Here is a 17,459-nt window from a genome sequence, read left to right as displayed (position 1 = left end):
CAAGGGTGAGGGGCGAGAAAAGGACGGAAAGAGGACGAGCAGAGGACGAGAAGAGAGCGAGCAGAGGACGAGGAGAGGAGCAGTCCCATGGCTCACGCGGCATCCACGTACAAGCGCATCCCTCGTGACGGCACCCGCGACCTCAACCTGTTCAGCCCGCGCGTCCACGCCGTCGGCCGGTGGGCGATCCCTCTCGTGCTGGGGCTGATCTACGGCTGCTGGGCGGCGACCAACCGGCGCTACGGCGGACCGATCACGACCGGGAACCTCGTGTTCGGCTTCGTCACCGCCCTCGTGTTCGCGGTGCTCATGGCGGGCATCCTGATGCTCGCCCCGCGCCTGCGGCGCGAGATGCGGGCCCTGCTCTGGTTCGCCTTCAGCGGCGCGGCGCTCGGCTTCCTCCTCAGCCAGACCAGCCACTCGCCCCTGTTCATCGTCGTCCTGTCCCTGCTGACCGGCGCGGCCGTGGGACTCGGCTGCCTCTACTGGTTCTCCATGCACGAGGACGCGCAGGGGAACCGCCCCACCTGACCGCACCCGGCCCGCGCCCTGTCGCCCCCGTACCCCGTCATCCTCGTCCCCGCATACCGTCACCGTCGTCCCCCATCACCCCGTCGCCCTCGCCCCCCGTCACCCCGTCACAGTCACCCTCGCCGTCACCCGAATGCCCTTGCTCCGCTCGCGAGGCCCCTGCGGGCGGCCTTGGCTGGACATGTGTCCCGACGACTGCGAAGCGGCCTGTCGGCCGTACTGATCGTCCTCTCGTGCCTGTTCACACCGCTCGGCGTGGTGTCGGCCTGGGCGGCGTACGACCTGGCCGACACCGGCCGTTACGTCACCACGATGGCGCCGCTCGCCGACGATCCGGACGTGCGCGACGCCATCGTGGACACCGTCGGGGACGGGATCATGCGCGAGATCGGCCAGGACCTGGACACCGGCGTCCTGCACGGCAGCGTCGCCCCCTTCGTGCACGACGCGGTGCGTTCGTTCACCCGAACGGAGGCCTTCCGGGCGGCGTGGAACGAGGGCAACCGGGCCGCCCACGACGCCGTCCTGCGCGCTCTGCGCGACGACCGCGGCGGGTCCGGACGCCCGGTGACCGTCGACCTCGCGCCGGTCACCGCCCAGGTCAAGGCACGGCTCGCCGAGGAGCGCGTGCCGCTCGCCGGCCGCATCCCCGTCCAGCACACCGAGGTCGACCTGCTTCCGGCCCAGCGCCTGGGCCATCTGCGGAAGGGGTTCCACGTGCTCGAAGTCGCCGGTTTCTGGCTCCCGATGGGGGCCGTCGTGTTCGCCGTCGCCGGCCTCGCCCTGGCCGTCCGCCGCCGCCGTGCGCTGACCGCCGCCGCGCTCGGTACCGCCCTGGGCGGCGCGCTGCTCATCCTGGCCCTTTCCATCGGCCGCAGCATGACCCTCGCCGACCTGCCCGCCGAGGTCTCCCAGCCGGCCGCCGGCGCCGTCTACGACGCCCTCACCGCCACTTTGCGCACCACCTCCTGGTTCCTGATCGCCCTCGGTCTGACGGTGGCCGCCCTGACCTGGCTCACCCGTCGCCGGCGCCCTTTCCGCCTCGTACGCCGCCGCGCGTCGGAGGCCCCGCCCACCCCGCCCCGCGACCAGCAGCCGCCGCCCCGGGTCCAGGTCTGAGGCCGCCCCGGGCCCACCGCACCGGCCGGGTGGAGGCGGTGCGGGGAGGCGAAACGGGGGAGGCGAAACGGGGAGGCGAGACGGGGGAAGCGGCGCGGGTGGAGGTGCGGGCACCCCGATGTGCTCGGTCGGGGTGCCCGTGGGATGCCCGTAAGGGCCCATGGGCCCAGGGGGCCCGTGCCGGGCGGCGTCTCACACGCCGATGGCGCCCCCGTCCGCCCGCCACACCGCGACCACGGCCGGCCGGGTGCAGGTACCGGGACCGTCGGGCCAGGTGCTGGCCGGTTTCTCCACCGACGCCCCGTCCACCTCGCCCGGGTGCTGCACGGCGACCAGCACGCGCCGGTCCTGGATGACCGGACCGCAGGTCTCCGCCCCCCTCGGCACGGTCAGGAACTGCCTCAGCTCACCGCGCCGGTCCCCGCGCGTGGCGACGCCGAACAGGCCGTCGTGGGAGCCGAGGGCATTGCCGTCGGTGGCGATCCACAGATTGCCGTGGGCGTCGAAGGCAACGTTGTCCGGGCAGGAGATGGGGCTGACGGAGTCCTTCGGGAACCCGGCGAAGTAGGTCGACGGGTCCTTCGGGTCGCCCGCGACCAGGAACAGCGACCAGGCGAACCGTGTGCTCTCCGGCCGGTTCCAGCGCTCGGTCAGCTCCAGGACGTGGCCGTGCTTGTTGGCGTTGCGCGGGTTGGCCTCGTCCGCCGCGGGGTAGGAGCCGACACCGCGGCGGGAGTTGTTGGTCAGCGCGACGTAGACCTTGCCGGTGACCGGGTTGGGCTCGACGTCCTCGGGCCGGTCCATCTTCGTGGCGCCCGCCTTGTCGGCGGCGAGGCGGGTGAAGACGAAGACCTCCTCGGCGGTCATGCCCTCGACGTGCGAGACGGCGCCGTCGGCGGTGGCGGTGGCCAGCGGGATCCACTCGCCGCTGCCGTCGAACTCGCCGTCCTCCGGGAGCGTGCCGCTGCCGTCGATCTCGAAGGCGGGCGAGTCGCCGGTGAGCCTGGCGACGTACAGCGTGCCCTCGTCGAGCAGCGTCAGGTTGTGCTCCCGCACGGAGCGGCCGGTGCCGTGCCGCATCCGCTTGCTGCCGACGAACTTGTAGAAGTACTCGAAGCGCTCGTCGTCCCCGGAGTACACGACCGGCCGCCCGTCGTGCGTCAGCCGCACGGTCGCCCCCTCGTGCTTGAACCGTCCGAGCGCGGTGTGCTTGCGCGGCGTGGACGTCGGGTCGTACGGGTCGAGCTCGACCACGTACCCGAACCGGTGCACCTCGTTCGGCTCCTGGGCGAGGTCGAACCGCTTGTCGAACCGCTCCCACTTGCGCCCGGTGGCGCCGGTTCCGATGCCGTACCGCTTGTCCGTCTCCCGGCTGCCGTTCGCGAAGTACTGGTTGAAGTTCTCCTCGCCGTGCAGGGTCGTGCCCCACGGCGTCGTACCGCCGGCGCAGTTGTTGAGCGTGCCGAGCACCCTGGTGCCGCCCGGGTCGACGGAGGTCTTCACCAGGTCCGACCCGGCGACGGGTCCGGTGAGGCGGAACTTGGAGGTGGCGGTGAGGCGCCGGTTGAGCGGGTGCCGCGGGACGGGGGTGAGCTTGCCGCTCCTGGGGTCCTCCTCGACGACGACCACGGACAGCCCGTGCGCGGCCCAGGAGATCTCGGCCTGTTCGCGGGTGGGGTTCTCGGAGTCGTACCCGCGGAACATCAAGGTCTCGTTGGTGTACTCGTGGTTGGCGACGAGCAGATGACGGCCGCGCTCACCCTTGAGGGGCAGCAGCGCCAAAAAGTCACAGTTGTACCCGAACTGCCCGGCCTGCGCCTTGGCGCTCTGTCTCTCCGGGTCGAAGGCGGGCACCCCGCGCAGAATCGGGTCTCCCCAGCGGATGACGACGCTCTGGCGGTACCCCTCGGGGACGGTGACGGTGTCGGCCGTGTTGGGCGGGACCGGTGTGAACCGCAGTCCGCGTGCGGCGGAGGGCATCTTCCGGGCGGACGCGGGGGACACCGGGCGGTGGGCCGCGGCCTCGGCCGGCGTGGCTCCGGCAACGGCGGCCGTGCCGGTCGCGGCGGCGACGGTGACGACCGCGGCGGCCCGCAGCATCGAGCGGCGTGCGAGCGCACCGGCGATCACATCGCCGACGTACTCGTTGGAGCTGGTGTTGGGCACCTCGTGGAAGCAGGCGTCACCACACCGGAAACGACAGGTCAGGGCGGACCGTCCGCCGGGGTGCGAAGCGGAGGGTGTTCCGATCAACGGCAGCGGTTTGCGCATGGGTTCTCTCCTTGGGTGCCCGGGATGCCGACGCGAACCGTAGGAGTGCATATGTGCGGCAGCCGGGCGCCAGGATGAACGATGAGTGAAGAACCCGCAGCGTCATCGGGGAAGTTGGCCGGAGAGCGCCGTACAGCGCCGTACGAGGGCCGGATGCCGCTCTTGACAGCCGCGGCACCAAACACCCCACCCTGCCCAAGATCGCCCATGAGGGCAGCTAACCTTACGTGTCCGTCCTGGCCAGGGATTGACGGGCTTCGACTCATGCGAAGGGTTGCGCACATGGGCATTCTCACTCTCTTGCGGAACGCGTTCGGGCGGTCACGTAGAGCGAGGACCGCCGAGGCGGAGGGTGCGGCGCAGGCCGCCGAGACGCGCGATGCGGCCGAGGCCGCCCCGGCGCCGCCCGAGCCGGCCCCGGAGCCGACCACGGCCGCGACCCCGAAGCTCCCGTCGCCGTCCTCCCCCGCGCCCTCGTCCCCGTCCCCCTCCTCCTCGTCCCCCTCGTCCCCCTCGTCCCCCTCGTCCCCCTCCTCCTCGTCCCCCTCGTCCCCCTCGTCCCCCTCCTCCTCGTCCTCCGAGGCCGCACCGAAGCCCACACCCTCCGTCCCGGAACCCCGCGACGAGCACGACCTCGTCTCGGCGGCCTTCGACAAGGTGGCGGTGCCGAAGCCCGCCCGCCCGACGGACCAGCCGGCACCGGAGGCATCGCCCGAGGCACCGTCCAAGGCGTCGACCGAGGCGTCGGCCGAGGCGTCACCCGAAGCATCGACCGAGGCACCGTCCGAGACATCGACCGAGGTGTCGGCCACCGAAGAGGCGCCGGCGGAAACGCCCGCCACCGAGGAAACGTCGCCCGTCGCCGAGGAGGCAGCGCCTGCCACCGAGGAGACGGCGCCGCAGACCGCCCCGGACGCACCGCCGGCCCCTGAGCCGGAGCCCCAGCCCGACACCACGGCCGAGCCGGCGGCGGAAACCGAGCCGGTGACGGAAGCCAAGCCGGCGACGGAAACCGAGTCGGCGACGGAAGAGGGCAAGCCGGCGGAAACAGAGCCCCAGCCGGCCGCTCCGGAACCCGCTGCCGCAGCCACCGACGACAAGGACGTCCCCCAGGAGCCGTCCGCGCCCGCCCACGAAGCCCGCACGGACAGCGCGGAGGAGAACGCCCCCGCCGAAGGCGAGGCCGAGACACCCGAACCGGCTCCGCTTCCGCAGGAGACCGCCGAGGCCGCCGCCCCCGCCCAGGCCCCCCAGGAAACCCCTGAGGAAACCCCTGAGGCAGCCGACCCCGCCCCGGCCTCGCAGGACTCGCGGGAAACCGCCGAAGCAGCCGACCCCACCCCGGCACCGCAGGAGTCGCAGGAAACCCCCGAAGCAGCCGACCCCACCCCGTCGGCCAAGGCGGCCGCCGCCCCCGCCACCTCCCTCGCCCGTGTGAAGTCCCGCGCTCCCGGCCTCACCACCGCCTACAAGGCCGCCGGAGCCGTCCTCAAGAAGTACGGCCTCACCGGCACCCGGGCCAAGGTCTACCTCGTCCTGGACCGCTCCGCCTCCATGCGCCCGTACTACAAGGACGGTTCCGCCCAGGCCCTCGGCGAGCAGACCCTCGCCCTCGCCGCCCACCTCGACCCCGAGGCGTCGGTCCACGTCACGTTCTTCTCCACGGACGTGGACGGCACCGGTGAACTCACCCTCACCGACCACGAGAACAAGATCGACGAGCTGCACGGCTCCCTCGGCCGCATGGGCCGTACGAGCTACCACGTGGCCGTGGAAGCCGTACTGGACCAGCACAGGAAGTCGGTGGACGACCCGGCCGGCCCCGCCCTGGTGATCTTCCAGACGGACGGTGCCCCGGACGCCAAGACCCCGGCCACCCGGGCCCTCACCGAGGCGGCGGAGAAGCACCCCTCCGTCTTCTTCTCCTTCGTCGCCTTCGGCGAGCACGACAACAAGGCCTTCGACTACCTCCGCAAGCTGAAGACCGACACCTCCTCCTTCTTCCACGCGGGCCCGGCCCCGCGCGAACTCACGGACAAGGAGTTCTACGAGGGCGTCCTGGCGAACTGGCGCCCGTAACCCACCGGCACAACCCGCGTGCGGACGGTGGCCGATATACTGCGGCGGCCACCGTCCGCACCGCGAAACGCGGGTGAGTAGATCTCCAGTGGGCCAGTAGGATTTCGACCATGGCGGCCACTGGATCAGAGAAGCAGGGTGAAAAGGCGTTCTACGTCACCACCCCCATTTACTACGTCAACGATGCTCCTCACCTGGGCCACGCCTATACGACCGTCGCGGGCGACGTGCTCACGCGCTGGCACCGCCAGCGCGGCGAGAAGGTGTGGTTCCTCACCGGCACGGACGAGCACGGTCAGAAAATCATGCGCACGGCCGACGCCAACGGGGTCTCCCCCCAGGAGTGGGCCGACAAGCTCGTCTCCGAATCCTGGGTGCCCCTCTGGGAGCACCTGGGGATCGCGAACGACGATTTCATCCGCACCACGCAGAAGCGGCACACCGATCGCGTCCAGGAATTCGTCCAGGATCTCTACGACAAGGGCGAGATCTACAAGGGCGGTTACGAAGGTCCGTACTGCGTGGGCTGCGAGGAGTACAAGCTCCCCGGCGAGCTGCTCGACGGCGAGGGCGAGTACGCGGGCCAGAAGCTGTGCCCGATCCACAAGAAACCGGTGGAAAACCTCAGCGAGGAGAACTACTTCTTCAAGCTGAGCGAGTACACCGACAAACTGCTCGCCCACTACGAGGCGAACCCCGACTTCATCCAGCCCGAATCGGCGCGCAACGAGGTCGTGAACTTCGTCCGCCAGGGCCTTCAGGACCTGTCCATCTCCCGCTCGACCTTCGACTGGGGCGTCCCGATCCCCTGGGACCCGAAGCACGTGATCTACGTGTGGGTCGACGCGCTGCTCAACTACGCCACGGCGGTCGGCTACAACGAGAACCCGCAGAAGTTCGAGTCGACCTTCCCGGCCGATGTGCACCTGGTGGGCAAGGACATCCTGCGGTTCCACGCGGTCATCTGGCCGGCGATGCTCATGGCCCAGGGCCTGCCGCTGCCCCGCCGGGTCGTGGCCAACGGCTGGCTGATGGTCGGCGGCGAGAAGATGTCGAAGTCGAACCTGACCGGCATCAAGCCCCAGGACCTGACCGCGCACTTCGGTGTGGACGCCTACCGCTGGTACTTCCTGCGGGCGATCGCCTTCGGCCAGGACGGCTCCTTCTCCTGGGAGGACTTCTCCGCCCGCTACACCAGTGAGCTGGCCAACGACTACGGCAACCTCGCCTCGCGTGTGACGGCCATGGTCGGCAAGTACTTCGGCGGCACGCTGCCGGAGGCGACGGCGGCCGGCGACGCGGAGAAGGCGATCCAGGACGGCCTGGCGAAGGCGGTCGCGGAGGCCGACCGCCGCATCGGCGAGGAGCTGGACTTCCAGGGCGGCATCCTGGCCGTCTTCGACTTCATCAAGCAGGTCAACCTCTATCTCACGGAGCAGGAGCCGTGGAAGGTCGCCAAGGACACCAGTGACGAGGGCAGGGCCCGCCTGGCCACGATCCTCTACACCGCGGCGGAGTCCCTCCGCGCGATCGCCGTCCTGCTGAACCCGGTCATGCCGGAGACCTCCCGGAAGCTGTGGGACTCCCTGGGCGCGGAAGCCTCCCTGGGCGCCCTGGCGGACCAGAGGATCCAGGAGGCGGGCGAGTGGGGCAAGCTCCCCGCGGGCGCGACCGTCACCAAGGGCGCGATCCTCTTCCCCCGCCTGGAGGAGAAGCCCACCGCGTGACCCGCACGCCGCAGAAGGGCCCCGAGGGAAGGACGCCCCTTCCCTCGGGGCCCTTCACTTGGCAAAGATCGCACCACGGCACCCGAAGTCCGGTCGCTCACTGCTCCGTGCGAGGGAATTGCTCCATGGCACTGTTCAGCAACGCGCACGGCATCGACTCAGCCAAGGCTCAGGAGGAGTACGCCCAGACTCCTGGGCCATGGTGAGCAGGTGCAGGCGGCCCTCCTGCTCCTCCGCGACACCATCCTGTTCACGGACCGTCGTCTGATCCTGATCGACAAGCAGGGCATCACCGGCAAGAAGACCGAGTACCACTCGATCCCGTACCGCAGCATCGCCCACTCCTCAGTGGAAACGGCCGGTCACTTCGGCCTCGATGCCGAACTGAAGGTCTGGTTCTCCGGCTCGGCCATGCCCGTCGAGAAGACCTTCACCAAGGGCGTGGACATCTACGAGGCCCAGGCCATCCTCGCCCGGCTCGTCCACCCGGTAGACCGCGTGCACTCCCCCACGAGCCCGTCTACGCGAGGAAGGACGGTCCCTCCACGCCGCCCTTCTTCTCCCGGAGCATCATGCGGACGGCATCGGCAACCGCCTGGAAGTCGGGGTCGCTGCCCTGGTAGACCACTCCGTCCTTGCCGGACTTCCGGAACTTCGTGGTCTCGCGGTGGGTGAGCCCGGTCACGATGCGCAGCCTGACTCCGCCCGAAACGATGAGCTCGAAGCACCGCTCGGTTCCCGGAGGGAAGAGGTGCCTCTGCGACTCACGTGGTTCGATCTCAATGCTGCGACCGGGATCGGGGTCGGAGTGCGTGCGGACGGTGACGACGTCCTGGTAATGCATCTCCATGGTGCTTTCGTTGTTCAGCTGTCCCGTGAAGAAGTCGAGAACGCACCGGTAGACCGCAATGTGGTAGCGGGTGGTACAGATGACCATGACCGAGTAGCGCCCGTAGCGCCGCCGGCCGTCCTTGCCCACCGCGGACAAAACCTTCAAGCCCTCGCCGAACGCAGGACCGTAGACGACAAAAGGCTCCTGCGAATCACTGGAGTTGTAGGGCGACCAATCGGTCTTGTCAGGTGATCCGCTGTAGGATGGCCTGACGAGGTCACCGGGCGATAGGAAGAGACTACGCATCGCACGCTTGCGAATGGCCGCAATGTCCCCGGCGAGCGTCTGATCCATCATGTCGTCGCTGGGCTTGGGCTCGGCAAGGTCGTACAGCCGCTGATACTCGCGCATGGCCGCTTGAGCTTTCTGGATCTCCTTCTTGGCAGCAGCAGCCCTCCCCTTCGCCCACTCTTCGGCTCCCTTGGCATAGGCTCGTGGCCTGGTAAACGCTTTCACCACAAGGACCAGCACGGTGAACACCAGTGGGTAGCCGAGCCAGTCCTCGTCCTTGATCACGCTCACACACAGCAGGATCAGACACAGTCCGGCAGCGATGAGGCGCCGGAGACGCATCCTGCGGCACTCGGCCGATACGGCGCTGGTATCGCCCGCCTTCACCAGCGCGGTGTTGGCCTCGGCCAGTTGCTTCTGGGCCGCAAGCAGAATCGCGGGGTCCGGCGGGTCGATGAAATACTTGCGCACCTCGGACTCGGGCAGCCGGGATCGGCTCATGAACAGCTCCTCCTTCTGGGCGGCTTGTGTAACCGCTGAGCCGAGGCGCTTGCGGCTCGGCCAGGGGATCGGCCGTCGCCGGCGACCCGGGCCAACTCCTGCCACAGCACGCTTTCCCGAGCGGGGATGTGCTTGATCAGCATGGCTGCCGCGCCTCGCTTCACCTGGTTCAGCAGACGCAGGTCCTTCTTGGTGGGCCGACGGCGCTGAGCGCTCCACCGGAACAGTTCGGCGTCGCGCACCAGCAGGAGAGCCAGCCGCGGGTTCGGCGAGCGGGGGGCCAAGCGCTGCGCATGCATGAGGTGCGCCTTGACCTGCTCCAGAGTCCGCACATCGCAGCGGCAGGGATGACGTCCTTCCAAGAGGGACAGCGCGAGCCCGAGTCGTAGTCCGGCGTCATCCGGATGTTTCACGAGCAGGTCACCGAACACCCGCGCCGCCAACGCGTATTGATCATTCTCCAATGCCTTGAAGCCCTCATTCCGGCTCGGCGCGGGCATGTGCAGTTTGTAGGTGACGTTCTGCGTGCCCGAGCCCAGAACCGGAGAACATTCGAACGTGCCGGTGGCCGAGAAGCTCCTCGACTTCTCGCTCACCGCGGCGGCCCGTCAACAGAACCGGAGCCATAGGAGATGTTCTGCACGCCGCTGCCTTGCACCGGTGAGTTGTGCAAGGATCCGGATGCCACGACAGAGGGCCCCTGAGCTTCCGGTGCGCCGAACTCCTTGACGAAGAAACGCAGCTCGTCCGCCAATGCGGGGTCCGCTTCCACAGCACGGCGCAGAACTGCTCTCCACTTGAGCTCGATACTGGCCACGGTGTCGGCATCTCCTCCCGCACGCGCGGTGACCACTTCACGCTGGTCGGTGTCCAGGCGTTCGAGAACTGCCTCATCGCGATCGCCGGCACCACGACCGAGCACTCGGGCGAACCGCTCACGGGCACGAGCCCATGCATCGGTGGCCATGAGATTGACAAGGGTGGCTGCAGCACCTTGCAGGAGCGCCACTACTTCAGGAGACATCAGTGATCTCTTTCTCGTGGAACACAGTGTTCCCGAGCATCCGTGTCGGCGAAGTTTGTTCACCACTTCGCAGGCGCGGCCATAATCAATGAATCAATAGGGACTTCCGGGAAGGCAGGAGCACTTGGCAGGCAGGCCGGGGCGCCGTGAGCGACCACTGGATCCACAGGCCGGGCCATTGGAGCGCTTCGCTTCAAAGCTGCGAGCCCTGCGCGAGCGTGCCGGACTGACTTATGCGGAGATGGCCAGGGTCTCCCACTTCTCCTCCACCACGCTGTCGCAGGCTGCCGCCGGACACCGGCTTCCCACCCGGGACGTCCTCCTCGCCTACGTCTCGGCGTGCGGCGGAGATATCCACGAGTGGGAGAGACGCTGGGAGCACCTGCGTGCCGAAATCCACGCATCGGACCGCCGGATCGCGGTCGGCGCTCACCTGGACGCTCCGGATGACCCAGAGGCCACCAGCTTCGTGGGACGCGAGGACGAACTGGAGTCCTGTGCCGAGCTCCTGGACACGTTCAGACTGGTCACGCTGACCGGGGTCGGTGGAGTGGGCAAGACCCGTCTGGCGAAGCGGGTCGCCCAGAACGCCGCGAAGCGATTCACGGGCGGCGTGTACTGGGTCGAGCTGGCCGACCTCTCCGACGAACATGCCATCGCCGATGCCATTGCCGCGTCCGTGGGCATCCCGATCGCCTCGGGTCAGGACCCGGTGTCCGCGCTGTCCGAGGTGCTGCGGAACCGGAAGGTCCTGCTGCTTCTGGACAACTGCGAGCATCTGCTCACCGGATGCGCCCGTACGGTGAAGGACCTGCTCGCGCGGCTGCCCCATGTGCACGTCCTCGCCACCAGTCGGCAGCCTCTCGACATCGGTCCCGAACACGTCCTGCCGGTCAAGCCGCTGGCCGTGCCGAGGACGCATCTCGCCCCGGACCTACAGGGATCCACATCCCACGAACGTGCGACGCCCCCGGCCATGGTCCTCTTCGCGGACCGGGCCAGGTCGGCCTCCCCCGCCTTCTCCCTCACCGAGGAGAACTGGGCCCTGGTCGCCCATGTATGCCGGAAGCTGGACGGCCTGCCACTCGCCCTGGAGATCGCCGCACGGCGGCTCCGCATGGTGACGCTCGAAGAGCTCGCTGAACGGCTCGACCGCCGACTTCCCCTGCTCGGGCGCGGCGGCGCGGAGCGCACCGCACATGCCCGGCAGCAGACACTGCGCGCGCTCTTCGACTGGAGCTATGAACTGTGCACCGAAGCGGAGCGAGAAGCCTGGCAGCAGCTGGCCCTGTGCTCCGGCGGGGTACTGCTGACGGACGCCGAGCACCTGTGCGGGCAAGGACCATATGACGGGAACAGCCAGACAGCAGAGGTCTCGGACGATGTCTTCGAGGCTCTGGCCGGACTGGTGGACAAATCACTGCTCACAAGGAGCACAACCGGGACTCGGACGCGCCTTCACATGCTCGAGACCGTTCGTGCCTACGGGCAGGAACGTCTCACGGAGAGCGGCCGGGCACAGCAGGCCCTGCTCCGTCACCGCGCGTGGTACTTGGGCCTCGCCGCACGGGCCGGGACGGCCTACGGAACCCCCGACGAGGCCGGCTGGCTCCGCCGCCTGCGGGCCGAACACGCCAACTTACGGTTGATCGTCACTGCACCGCCGCCCTCCGACGAGCCGCCGGAGATGGTGCTGCGCGCGTCCTTGGGCTTCTGGCTGCACTGCCTCACCTCGGCGAACGTAGGGGAAGGGGCGAGGTGGATGCGGACGATTCTTGAACGCCATCCCCGCCCACCGTCCGCCGAGTCCACCGTCGTCTGGTGCCAGGCCGTGTGGGTGGCCTGCTTCCTGCTCACGCTCCACGGAGACTACGACGGTGCCCACGACCTGATCGAACGCGGAGAGCAGGCCGTGGCCGGCACGACTTCCGGCACCGGTGCGGCCACCCCCGCGGTCGGCCGACCTGACAGGGACGAACTCTCTGCTGCCTACCTGCAGATGCGCGGCTTGCTCGCCCTGGTCGTGGGGGACATGGAGGCAGCAGTGAAGTACACTCGCGCGGCCCTGGCGGTGGGGCGTTTCTCCACCGCGTTGCTGACCGAGCCGCAGTGTGTCGCCCAACTCGGATTCGCGGCCGTCCTGCAGGGCGACCGGAGTCGCTCCACCTCACTCCTCGAGCAGGCGCTGGAGATGTCCGAAGCCCGGGGAGACTCGTGGCACCGGTGCTACCTTCTGTGGTCCCTCGCTGTGGATCATGGCGAGGCCGAACGGTACGAGACCGCCCTGCGATTCCTCCGTCGCGCCCTTCGGCACATGAGGGAGATCGACGAACACCTGGGAGAAGCGACGCTGGGTGAGACCCTGGCATGGCTCTTGTCCCAGCGTGGTGACCCCCGTCTGGCCACCGTTCTGCTGGGAGCCGTGGACCAGGCATGGCACCCGGCAGGGGCCCCTCGTCTCTTCGGTTTCGCCCGCCTGACCGCTCACCGAGAGCGCTGTGATCGTCATGCTCGCGCGGCGCTCGGGTCTGACCAGTACACGCGTGCCTATCAGGAAGGCCAGCGCCTCGGTATCCGCCAAGCCCTGGAGCTCGCGCTCGGGAAGGGCTCGATAGGCTCGGTAAGCAGCACCAGCTCGCACGAGTGATCGGTCGGGTTCGTTCTCCGCCTCCAGCGACCAGCCTGACCACTTTCTCCAGACCCACGACGGCTGCGAAGGCAGGTGCCTCTGCTGTGTGACCAGCGCGTCATGAGGGTCCCGGAGCACGACACCTCTCCATGGCCCGCGCTCATCTTCGATACGCGTACGCCACGAACCGTACCCACGCTCCCTGCGCGAGGGCGTGATGCGGACTGGCACCCCAACACCTCGACTCCCGGACGTGAACGGTGCCGGGGGTCAGGATCGATCGCCCCGCAGGACTCACCGTCACCATTGTTGCCGTAGGTGACAGTACGGGCACGGCGGTCGCCGTCAGGGGTGGGGTCTGGCAGAGTGCTGCAGCCGTGAGGGATCTGATCGCCGCGCATCTGCGGCTCGTCACCGACGCCGTCACCGCCGGGGGACCGCATCTGCTCGTGCTGGCCGGTGGGTACGCGCTGCAGGCGCATGGGCTGATCGAGCGGCCGCACGGGAACGTGGACCTGGCGACGGAGAGCCCGGAGCCGATGAGCGTCATCGCCGAGCAGCTCGCCACGGCACTGCGCGTGGGCGGACGGTTGGTGACCGTGGGTACAGTCACCCCGCTGTCGGCCGAACTGACGATCGGCGATCTTGACAGCGGGGAGCCGTGCGCGCTGGTCCTCCACAAGGAGGCGTTCTGGCAGCCTCCCGTTCTTACCCGATACGGCCTGACGCTGGGCGTCGACGACGCGGTCGGCACGAAGATCCGTGCCCTGTACGACCGGGGCGCCGCCGTGGATCTGATCGATGCCCGTGCCGCGGCTGCCCGGTACTCCTTTCCCGACCTGGAGGACCTGGGCCGCCGCCACGCCCACGACCCGTTCGACCTGCCGACCCTCCAGTCCCGGCTAACCGGCACCGACTGGTACCCGGACCACGCCTTTACCCGCTATAGCCTCGCCGAGGCGGACATCGCGGTCCTGCGCACCTGGGCGGAGCACTGGTCGACGGACATCGCCGAACGACTCCTGGAGGACGGGGCGTCACCCGACACCGCCGACCCGGTGGAGCCGGACGACCAGGAGGAGCCGGAAGAGCAGGACAGGCTGGAGGAACGAGCGGACGGGCGGTGAGAACGGGGCGGGCCTTCGCCGTGGTCGGCACCGTCTCCTCGGCGAAGAAGAACCGGCTGGCGCGGCAGATGCGCCTGCCCCGTAGCCGGAGTCGGCCCACGCGCCGTCCATACGCACCTTGGTGTGAATGCGGACGCAGCTGCTCCGGTACCAGCCAGGGAAGATCGTCTGAAGGTTCCGCACTGGTCGGCATGTCCGGAGTCGATCACCGTGATGCGCCGGGTCAGCGGCCGGCGAGTGCCCGTAGTTCGGCGAGCGAGCCGCGGAAGACGTTGAGGTCGACGGGGCCCGTGATCCCGGCGACCTTGCCCTCCTTGGAGTGCTGCCAGAAGGTCCAGGACCGGTCCGTGCCCGGCAGCCGCCGCGGCTCCTGCTGGGCGTTGTACCGGGCCAGCCACTGCACATGCCCGGACAGGGCCTGGCCCTTGCCCTTCATGCAGGTGTTCACGAAGTTCGCGTTGGTGTAGACGATCGGCGCCACACCGAAGGCCTTCTTCACCTCCGCCAGGAAGGCCCGGATCTGGTCGGACCGCAGCGCCGACGGGCACCGGTTCTTCACCATCTCGATGTCGACGGCGGGCGGTAACTGCCCGGCCGACGGGCCCCGGTAGCCGGCCGCCCTGGCCACCCGGATGAAATGCCGGGCCTGGGCGGTGCCGTCGGTGGTGTTCTTCGGGTCGAAGAAGTGGTACGGGGCGTGCAGCAGGGACGTCTTCTCCACCGCGGCGAAGTCCTGCCGGAAGTCCGGGTCCGTGTGCGTCGTGCCCTGGGTCGCCTTGTGGAAGACGAACGCATGGGACCGTGCGACCGCGGACCACGAAATGGAGGTCTTCCTGCCGCCTTCCTCGTGCTGGTGGCGGCTGGTGTCGATGCCCTTCACCTTGTACGAGGACGCGGGCGCGGCGGCCCGGTTCGGGGCCGCGGGCGCGACGGTCCCGGTGGAAGCCGCGGGCGTGGCGGCGGCCGATCCCACGACCGCGGCGAGGGCGACACCGACGGCCGTGAACACGCGGGCCGCACGTCCCCGTTGTACGCGCCCCACACGTTCGGGTGAAAGATCAACCATACGGAGTGTTCCTTCCTCACGGCTGACGCCGGCCGCGTCCGCGGGAGTCCGGCCCGTTTGCGCAGGCAGAGTCGTCCGGGGACGGGGGCGTCGAGAAGTGTGCTGGTGCGGGGCGTGATCGCCGGCCGCGTCAGAAGCGTGCAGCAAGATCCACGGCTGTCGCTACGATCTGCGACATATGCAGCCAATGCATCGATGCGGGCCCATATGCAGGGGCTTGACCTGTGATGATGCCGTCGGCTGGTCCGGATGCACGGCTGCGAGGCATCGCCAGGGCGGGGGGAGACGACAGGCAGTGACGCACGTACGCGACGACGCAGGTGGGCGGTCGCCCGGGGCGGCCCTCAGCGAGCTGCTCCGTGGATGGTGGGAAGCGGCCGGCGAGCCCGGCGGGCGGGGCAGACCGACCCAGCAGGCACTGGCGGTCCGGTTACGGATCGACCAGACCACCCTCTCCCGCTATCTGAACCCCCGGCATCCCTCGATCGCACCGCTGCGGATCGTCGAAGCGCTCCATGCCCACCTCGGGGCGCCCGCCGATGAACTGGAGCGGGCGCGGGAACTGTGCCGCGCCGCCCTCGAGAACCAGCGCGGACAGCGGGCGGGCGAGACCACGCCGACCGCCGGCGAGGGTGGGACGGCGGCCGAGGGGCGGACCGAGGACGACTCGGGCCGGGAGCGGGCATCCGCTTCGGCGTCCCGGCGTACGACGATGAAGCTGCTGGGGCTCGTGGCCACGGTGGTCTGCGCGTTCCTCGCCGGGCTGGGAGTGGCCCGCCTGGCCGGGGAACCGGCGGAGACGACCGACGCCAAGGCGGCGGGAACCCGCACGCCGAGGCCGGAGCCGAGCTGGCTGCTGGTCTACCGGATGCCGGGCGACCAGCTCTGGCGGAGCCGCACCGTCCAGTACCTGCTGCGGCACCACGGCTACGACGTACCGGTCGACGGCCGCTTCGACGCCCGCACCGAGGCCGCGGTCAAGGCACTCCAGCGCAGGGAGCACCTGCCGCAGGACGGCAAGGTCGGCCGGAAGACCTGGCCCCTCCTCGTCGTCGAGCTCCGGGTGGGAGACAAGGGCGATGCCGTCATGGCGTTGCAGAGTCTCCTCGACAACGTCGGCCAGGGCGGCACCGCGGTCACCGGGACGTTCGGGCACGACACCTTGGAAGACCTCCGCCACTTCCAGCAGGTCCACGGTCTGCGCCCCACCGGTGTCGCCGATGTCGACACCTGGCGCTATCTGATGGCCTTCCAGGAGCCGCCGATGCGCTCGACGCCCCTCTACACAGCACCGGGCGGTGTGCCCTTTCCGTGACAAGGGCGCCGGGCCCCCTGCCCTCCCCGCAACGAGGGCACCGGCCGTCCCCGAGTCCGCCCGCCCCAGAGATGCGGCACGGTGTGCAGTCCCTTCCGCATGACGGCATCACCGCAGGTCGGCGAGCCGGCATAGGCAGTGCATCCATGCTCCTTGGCAGGCAGCGGCAAGAGCTTCCTCACGCTCCGCGCACCCCAGCAGTCTGATGGCGCGTCACCACGACGGGACGCTCGGCGAAGCCGCCGCAGAAGAACTCGAGGAGAAACATGAACCTGGGCAAGAACACCGTTCGCGGCATCGTGACAGCGGGCGCGCTGGCCCTCGCCACGGCCCTGGTCCCGGCCACCACCTCCACGGCCGGTGAGCTCGCGCAGCGCCCGGCCGCCGCGGCGGCGACCACGCTCGTGTTCGACAAGAACCAGCAGGCCCCGACCAACTCGAGGCTGCTCGTGTACAAGGGCGGCAAGCTCCAGGCCTCGTACCGGGCGGGTTCGGGCCTGGGCGTCAAGAACCCCTGCGTCACCAACAAGGGCTGGATCCCGAACGGGAACTGGAAGATCAGGTCCAAGACCAGGTCCCACAACGGCCGCGTGATCAAGGGGTACGCCGTCCATCTGGAGGACATGTGGTGTTCTCCCGCCCGCAAGACCAAGCGCACGGAGATGTTCATCCACTCGGAGATGAACCGCGACGGCAGCCAGGGCCGCATCGAGTCGCGCCGGTGGGACGGTCCCCGTGACTACAGGTCCAACGGCTGTGTGAAGCTGCACCCGAACGACATCAAGAAGATGTTCAACCTGCTGGACCGCATCGGGTGGCCGAGCCACCTGCGTGTGATCTCCTGACCCGCCCGCCCCGCCCCTGACGGGCAGGGCAGCAGGGGCCGTGAAACCGCGAAGGCCGGCCGGGACGTGCACGTCCCGGCCGGCCTTCGCGGCATGGGCGCC

General features: G+C 69.3%; 13 protein-coding genes and 1 pseudogene. 9 read left to right on the top strand and 5 right to left on the bottom strand.

The features are described 5' to 3' along the window. Positions 1-87: 87 nt before the first annotated feature. The gene (locus tag ABD224_RS02365; RefSeq protein ID WP_344046125.1) at positions 88-531 is read left to right on the top strand and encodes a hypothetical protein; all 444 of its coding nucleotides are present in this window, start codon (positions 88-90) and stop codon (positions 529-531) included. A gap of 183 nt (positions 532-714) precedes the next feature. Beyond that, the gene (locus ABD224_RS02360; protein WP_344046123.1) at positions 715-1,650 is read left to right on the top strand and encodes a hypothetical protein; all 936 of its coding nucleotides are present in this window, start codon (positions 715-717) and stop codon (positions 1,648-1,650) included. Between the two features lie 192 nt (positions 1,651-1,842). Here ABD224_RS02360 and ABD224_RS02355 read toward each other — a convergent pair whose 3' ends face one another. After that, positions 1,843-3,921, bottom strand: coding sequence for a PhoX family protein (locus ABD224_RS02355; RefSeq protein ID WP_344046121.1), 2,079 nt, complete (start codon positions 3,919-3,921; stop codon positions 1,843-1,845). 282 nt (positions 3,922-4,203) lie between these two features. Here ABD224_RS02355 and ABD224_RS02350 point away from each other — a divergent pair, with 282 nt between their 5' ends. The 3 genes and pseudogenes from ABD224_RS02350 to ABD224_RS02340 form a co-directional block, all read left to right on the top strand. Next, positions 4,204-6,000, top strand: coding sequence for a VWA domain-containing protein (locus ABD224_RS02350; RefSeq protein WP_344046119.1), 1,797 nt, complete (start codon positions 4,204-4,206; stop codon positions 5,998-6,000). A 110-nt stretch (positions 6,001-6,110) separates the two neighbouring features. Then, positions 6,111-7,727: a methionine--tRNA ligase gene (gene metG / locus ABD224_RS02345; RefSeq protein WP_344046117.1), complete on the top strand. Its 1,617-nt coding sequence runs from the start codon at positions 6,111-6,113 to the stop codon at positions 7,725-7,727. A gap of 125 nt (positions 7,728-7,852) precedes the next feature. Continuing rightward, a pseudogene (locus ABD224_RS02340) lies at positions 7,853-8,210 on the top strand (PH domain-containing protein); the annotation flags it as partial. A 37-nt stretch (positions 8,211-8,247) separates the two neighbouring features. Here the strand turns inward: ABD224_RS02340 and ABD224_RS02335 are convergent. Genes ABD224_RS02335 through ABD224_RS02325 form a run of 3 tightly spaced genes read right to left on the bottom strand, consistent with a single transcriptional unit; the run spans position 8,248 to position 10,375 of the window. Beyond that, positions 8,248-9,351 (bottom strand): hypothetical protein, encoded by a 1,104-nt coding sequence (locus ABD224_RS02335; RefSeq protein ID WP_344046115.1) that lies wholly within the window; start codon positions 9,349-9,351, stop codon positions 8,248-8,250. Further along, a complete protein-coding gene (locus tag ABD224_RS02330; protein ID WP_344046113.1) occupies positions 9,348-9,947 on the bottom strand; it encodes a hypothetical protein in 600 nt (199 codons plus the stop codon). Before ABD224_RS02330 ends, ABD224_RS02335 begins: the two co-directional genes overlap by 4 nt. Then, positions 9,944-10,375 carry a hypothetical protein gene (locus ABD224_RS02325; RefSeq protein WP_344046111.1) on the bottom strand — a complete coding sequence of 144 codons (432 nt, stop codon included), beginning with the start codon at positions 10,373-10,375 and terminating at the stop codon, positions 9,944-9,946. Before ABD224_RS02325 ends, ABD224_RS02330 begins: the two co-directional genes overlap by 4 nt. A 124-nt stretch (positions 10,376-10,499) precedes the next feature. On the opposite strand from ABD224_RS02325, the gene ABD224_RS02320 reads away from it, so the two are divergent. Both ABD224_RS02320 and ABD224_RS02315 read left to right on the top strand, forming a co-directional pair. Further along, a complete protein-coding gene (locus ABD224_RS02320; protein ID WP_344046109.1) occupies positions 10,500-13,022 on the top strand; it encodes an ATP-binding protein in 2,523 nt (840 codons plus the stop codon). Between the two features lie 359 nt (positions 13,023-13,381). Continuing rightward, complete coding sequence (locus ABD224_RS02315; protein WP_425580900.1) at positions 13,382-14,131, top strand: hypothetical protein; 750 nt, start codon at positions 13,382-13,384, stop codon at positions 14,129-14,131. 223 nt (positions 14,132-14,354) lie between these two features. On the opposite strand, the gene ABD224_RS02310 is transcribed toward ABD224_RS02315, so the two are convergent. After that, positions 14,355-15,140: a glycoside hydrolase family 25 protein gene (locus tag ABD224_RS02310; protein WP_344046107.1), complete on the bottom strand. Its 786-nt coding sequence runs from the start codon at positions 15,138-15,140 to the stop codon at positions 14,355-14,357. 352 nt (positions 15,141-15,492) lie between these two features. On the opposite strand from ABD224_RS02310, the gene ABD224_RS02305 reads away from it, so the two are divergent. Both ABD224_RS02305 and ABD224_RS02300 read left to right on the top strand, forming a co-directional pair. Further along, the gene (locus ABD224_RS02305; RefSeq protein ID WP_344046105.1) at positions 15,493-16,512 is read left to right on the top strand and encodes a peptidoglycan-binding protein; all 1,020 of its coding nucleotides are present in this window, start codon (positions 15,493-15,495) and stop codon (positions 16,510-16,512) included. A 266-nt stretch (positions 16,513-16,778) separates the two neighbouring features. Further along, positions 16,779-17,357, top strand: coding sequence for a L,D-transpeptidase family protein (locus tag ABD224_RS02300; protein WP_344046103.1), 579 nt, complete (start codon positions 16,779-16,781; stop codon positions 17,355-17,357). Positions 17,358-17,459: the final 102 nt, after the last annotated feature.

The sequence above is a fragment of the Streptomyces thermoalcalitolerans genome, assembly GCF_039525155.1.
GTDB lineage: Bacteria > Actinomycetota > Actinomycetes > Streptomycetales > Streptomycetaceae > Streptomyces > Streptomyces thermovulgaris.
This window is presented reverse-complemented; position numbering and strand designations above follow the sequence as displayed.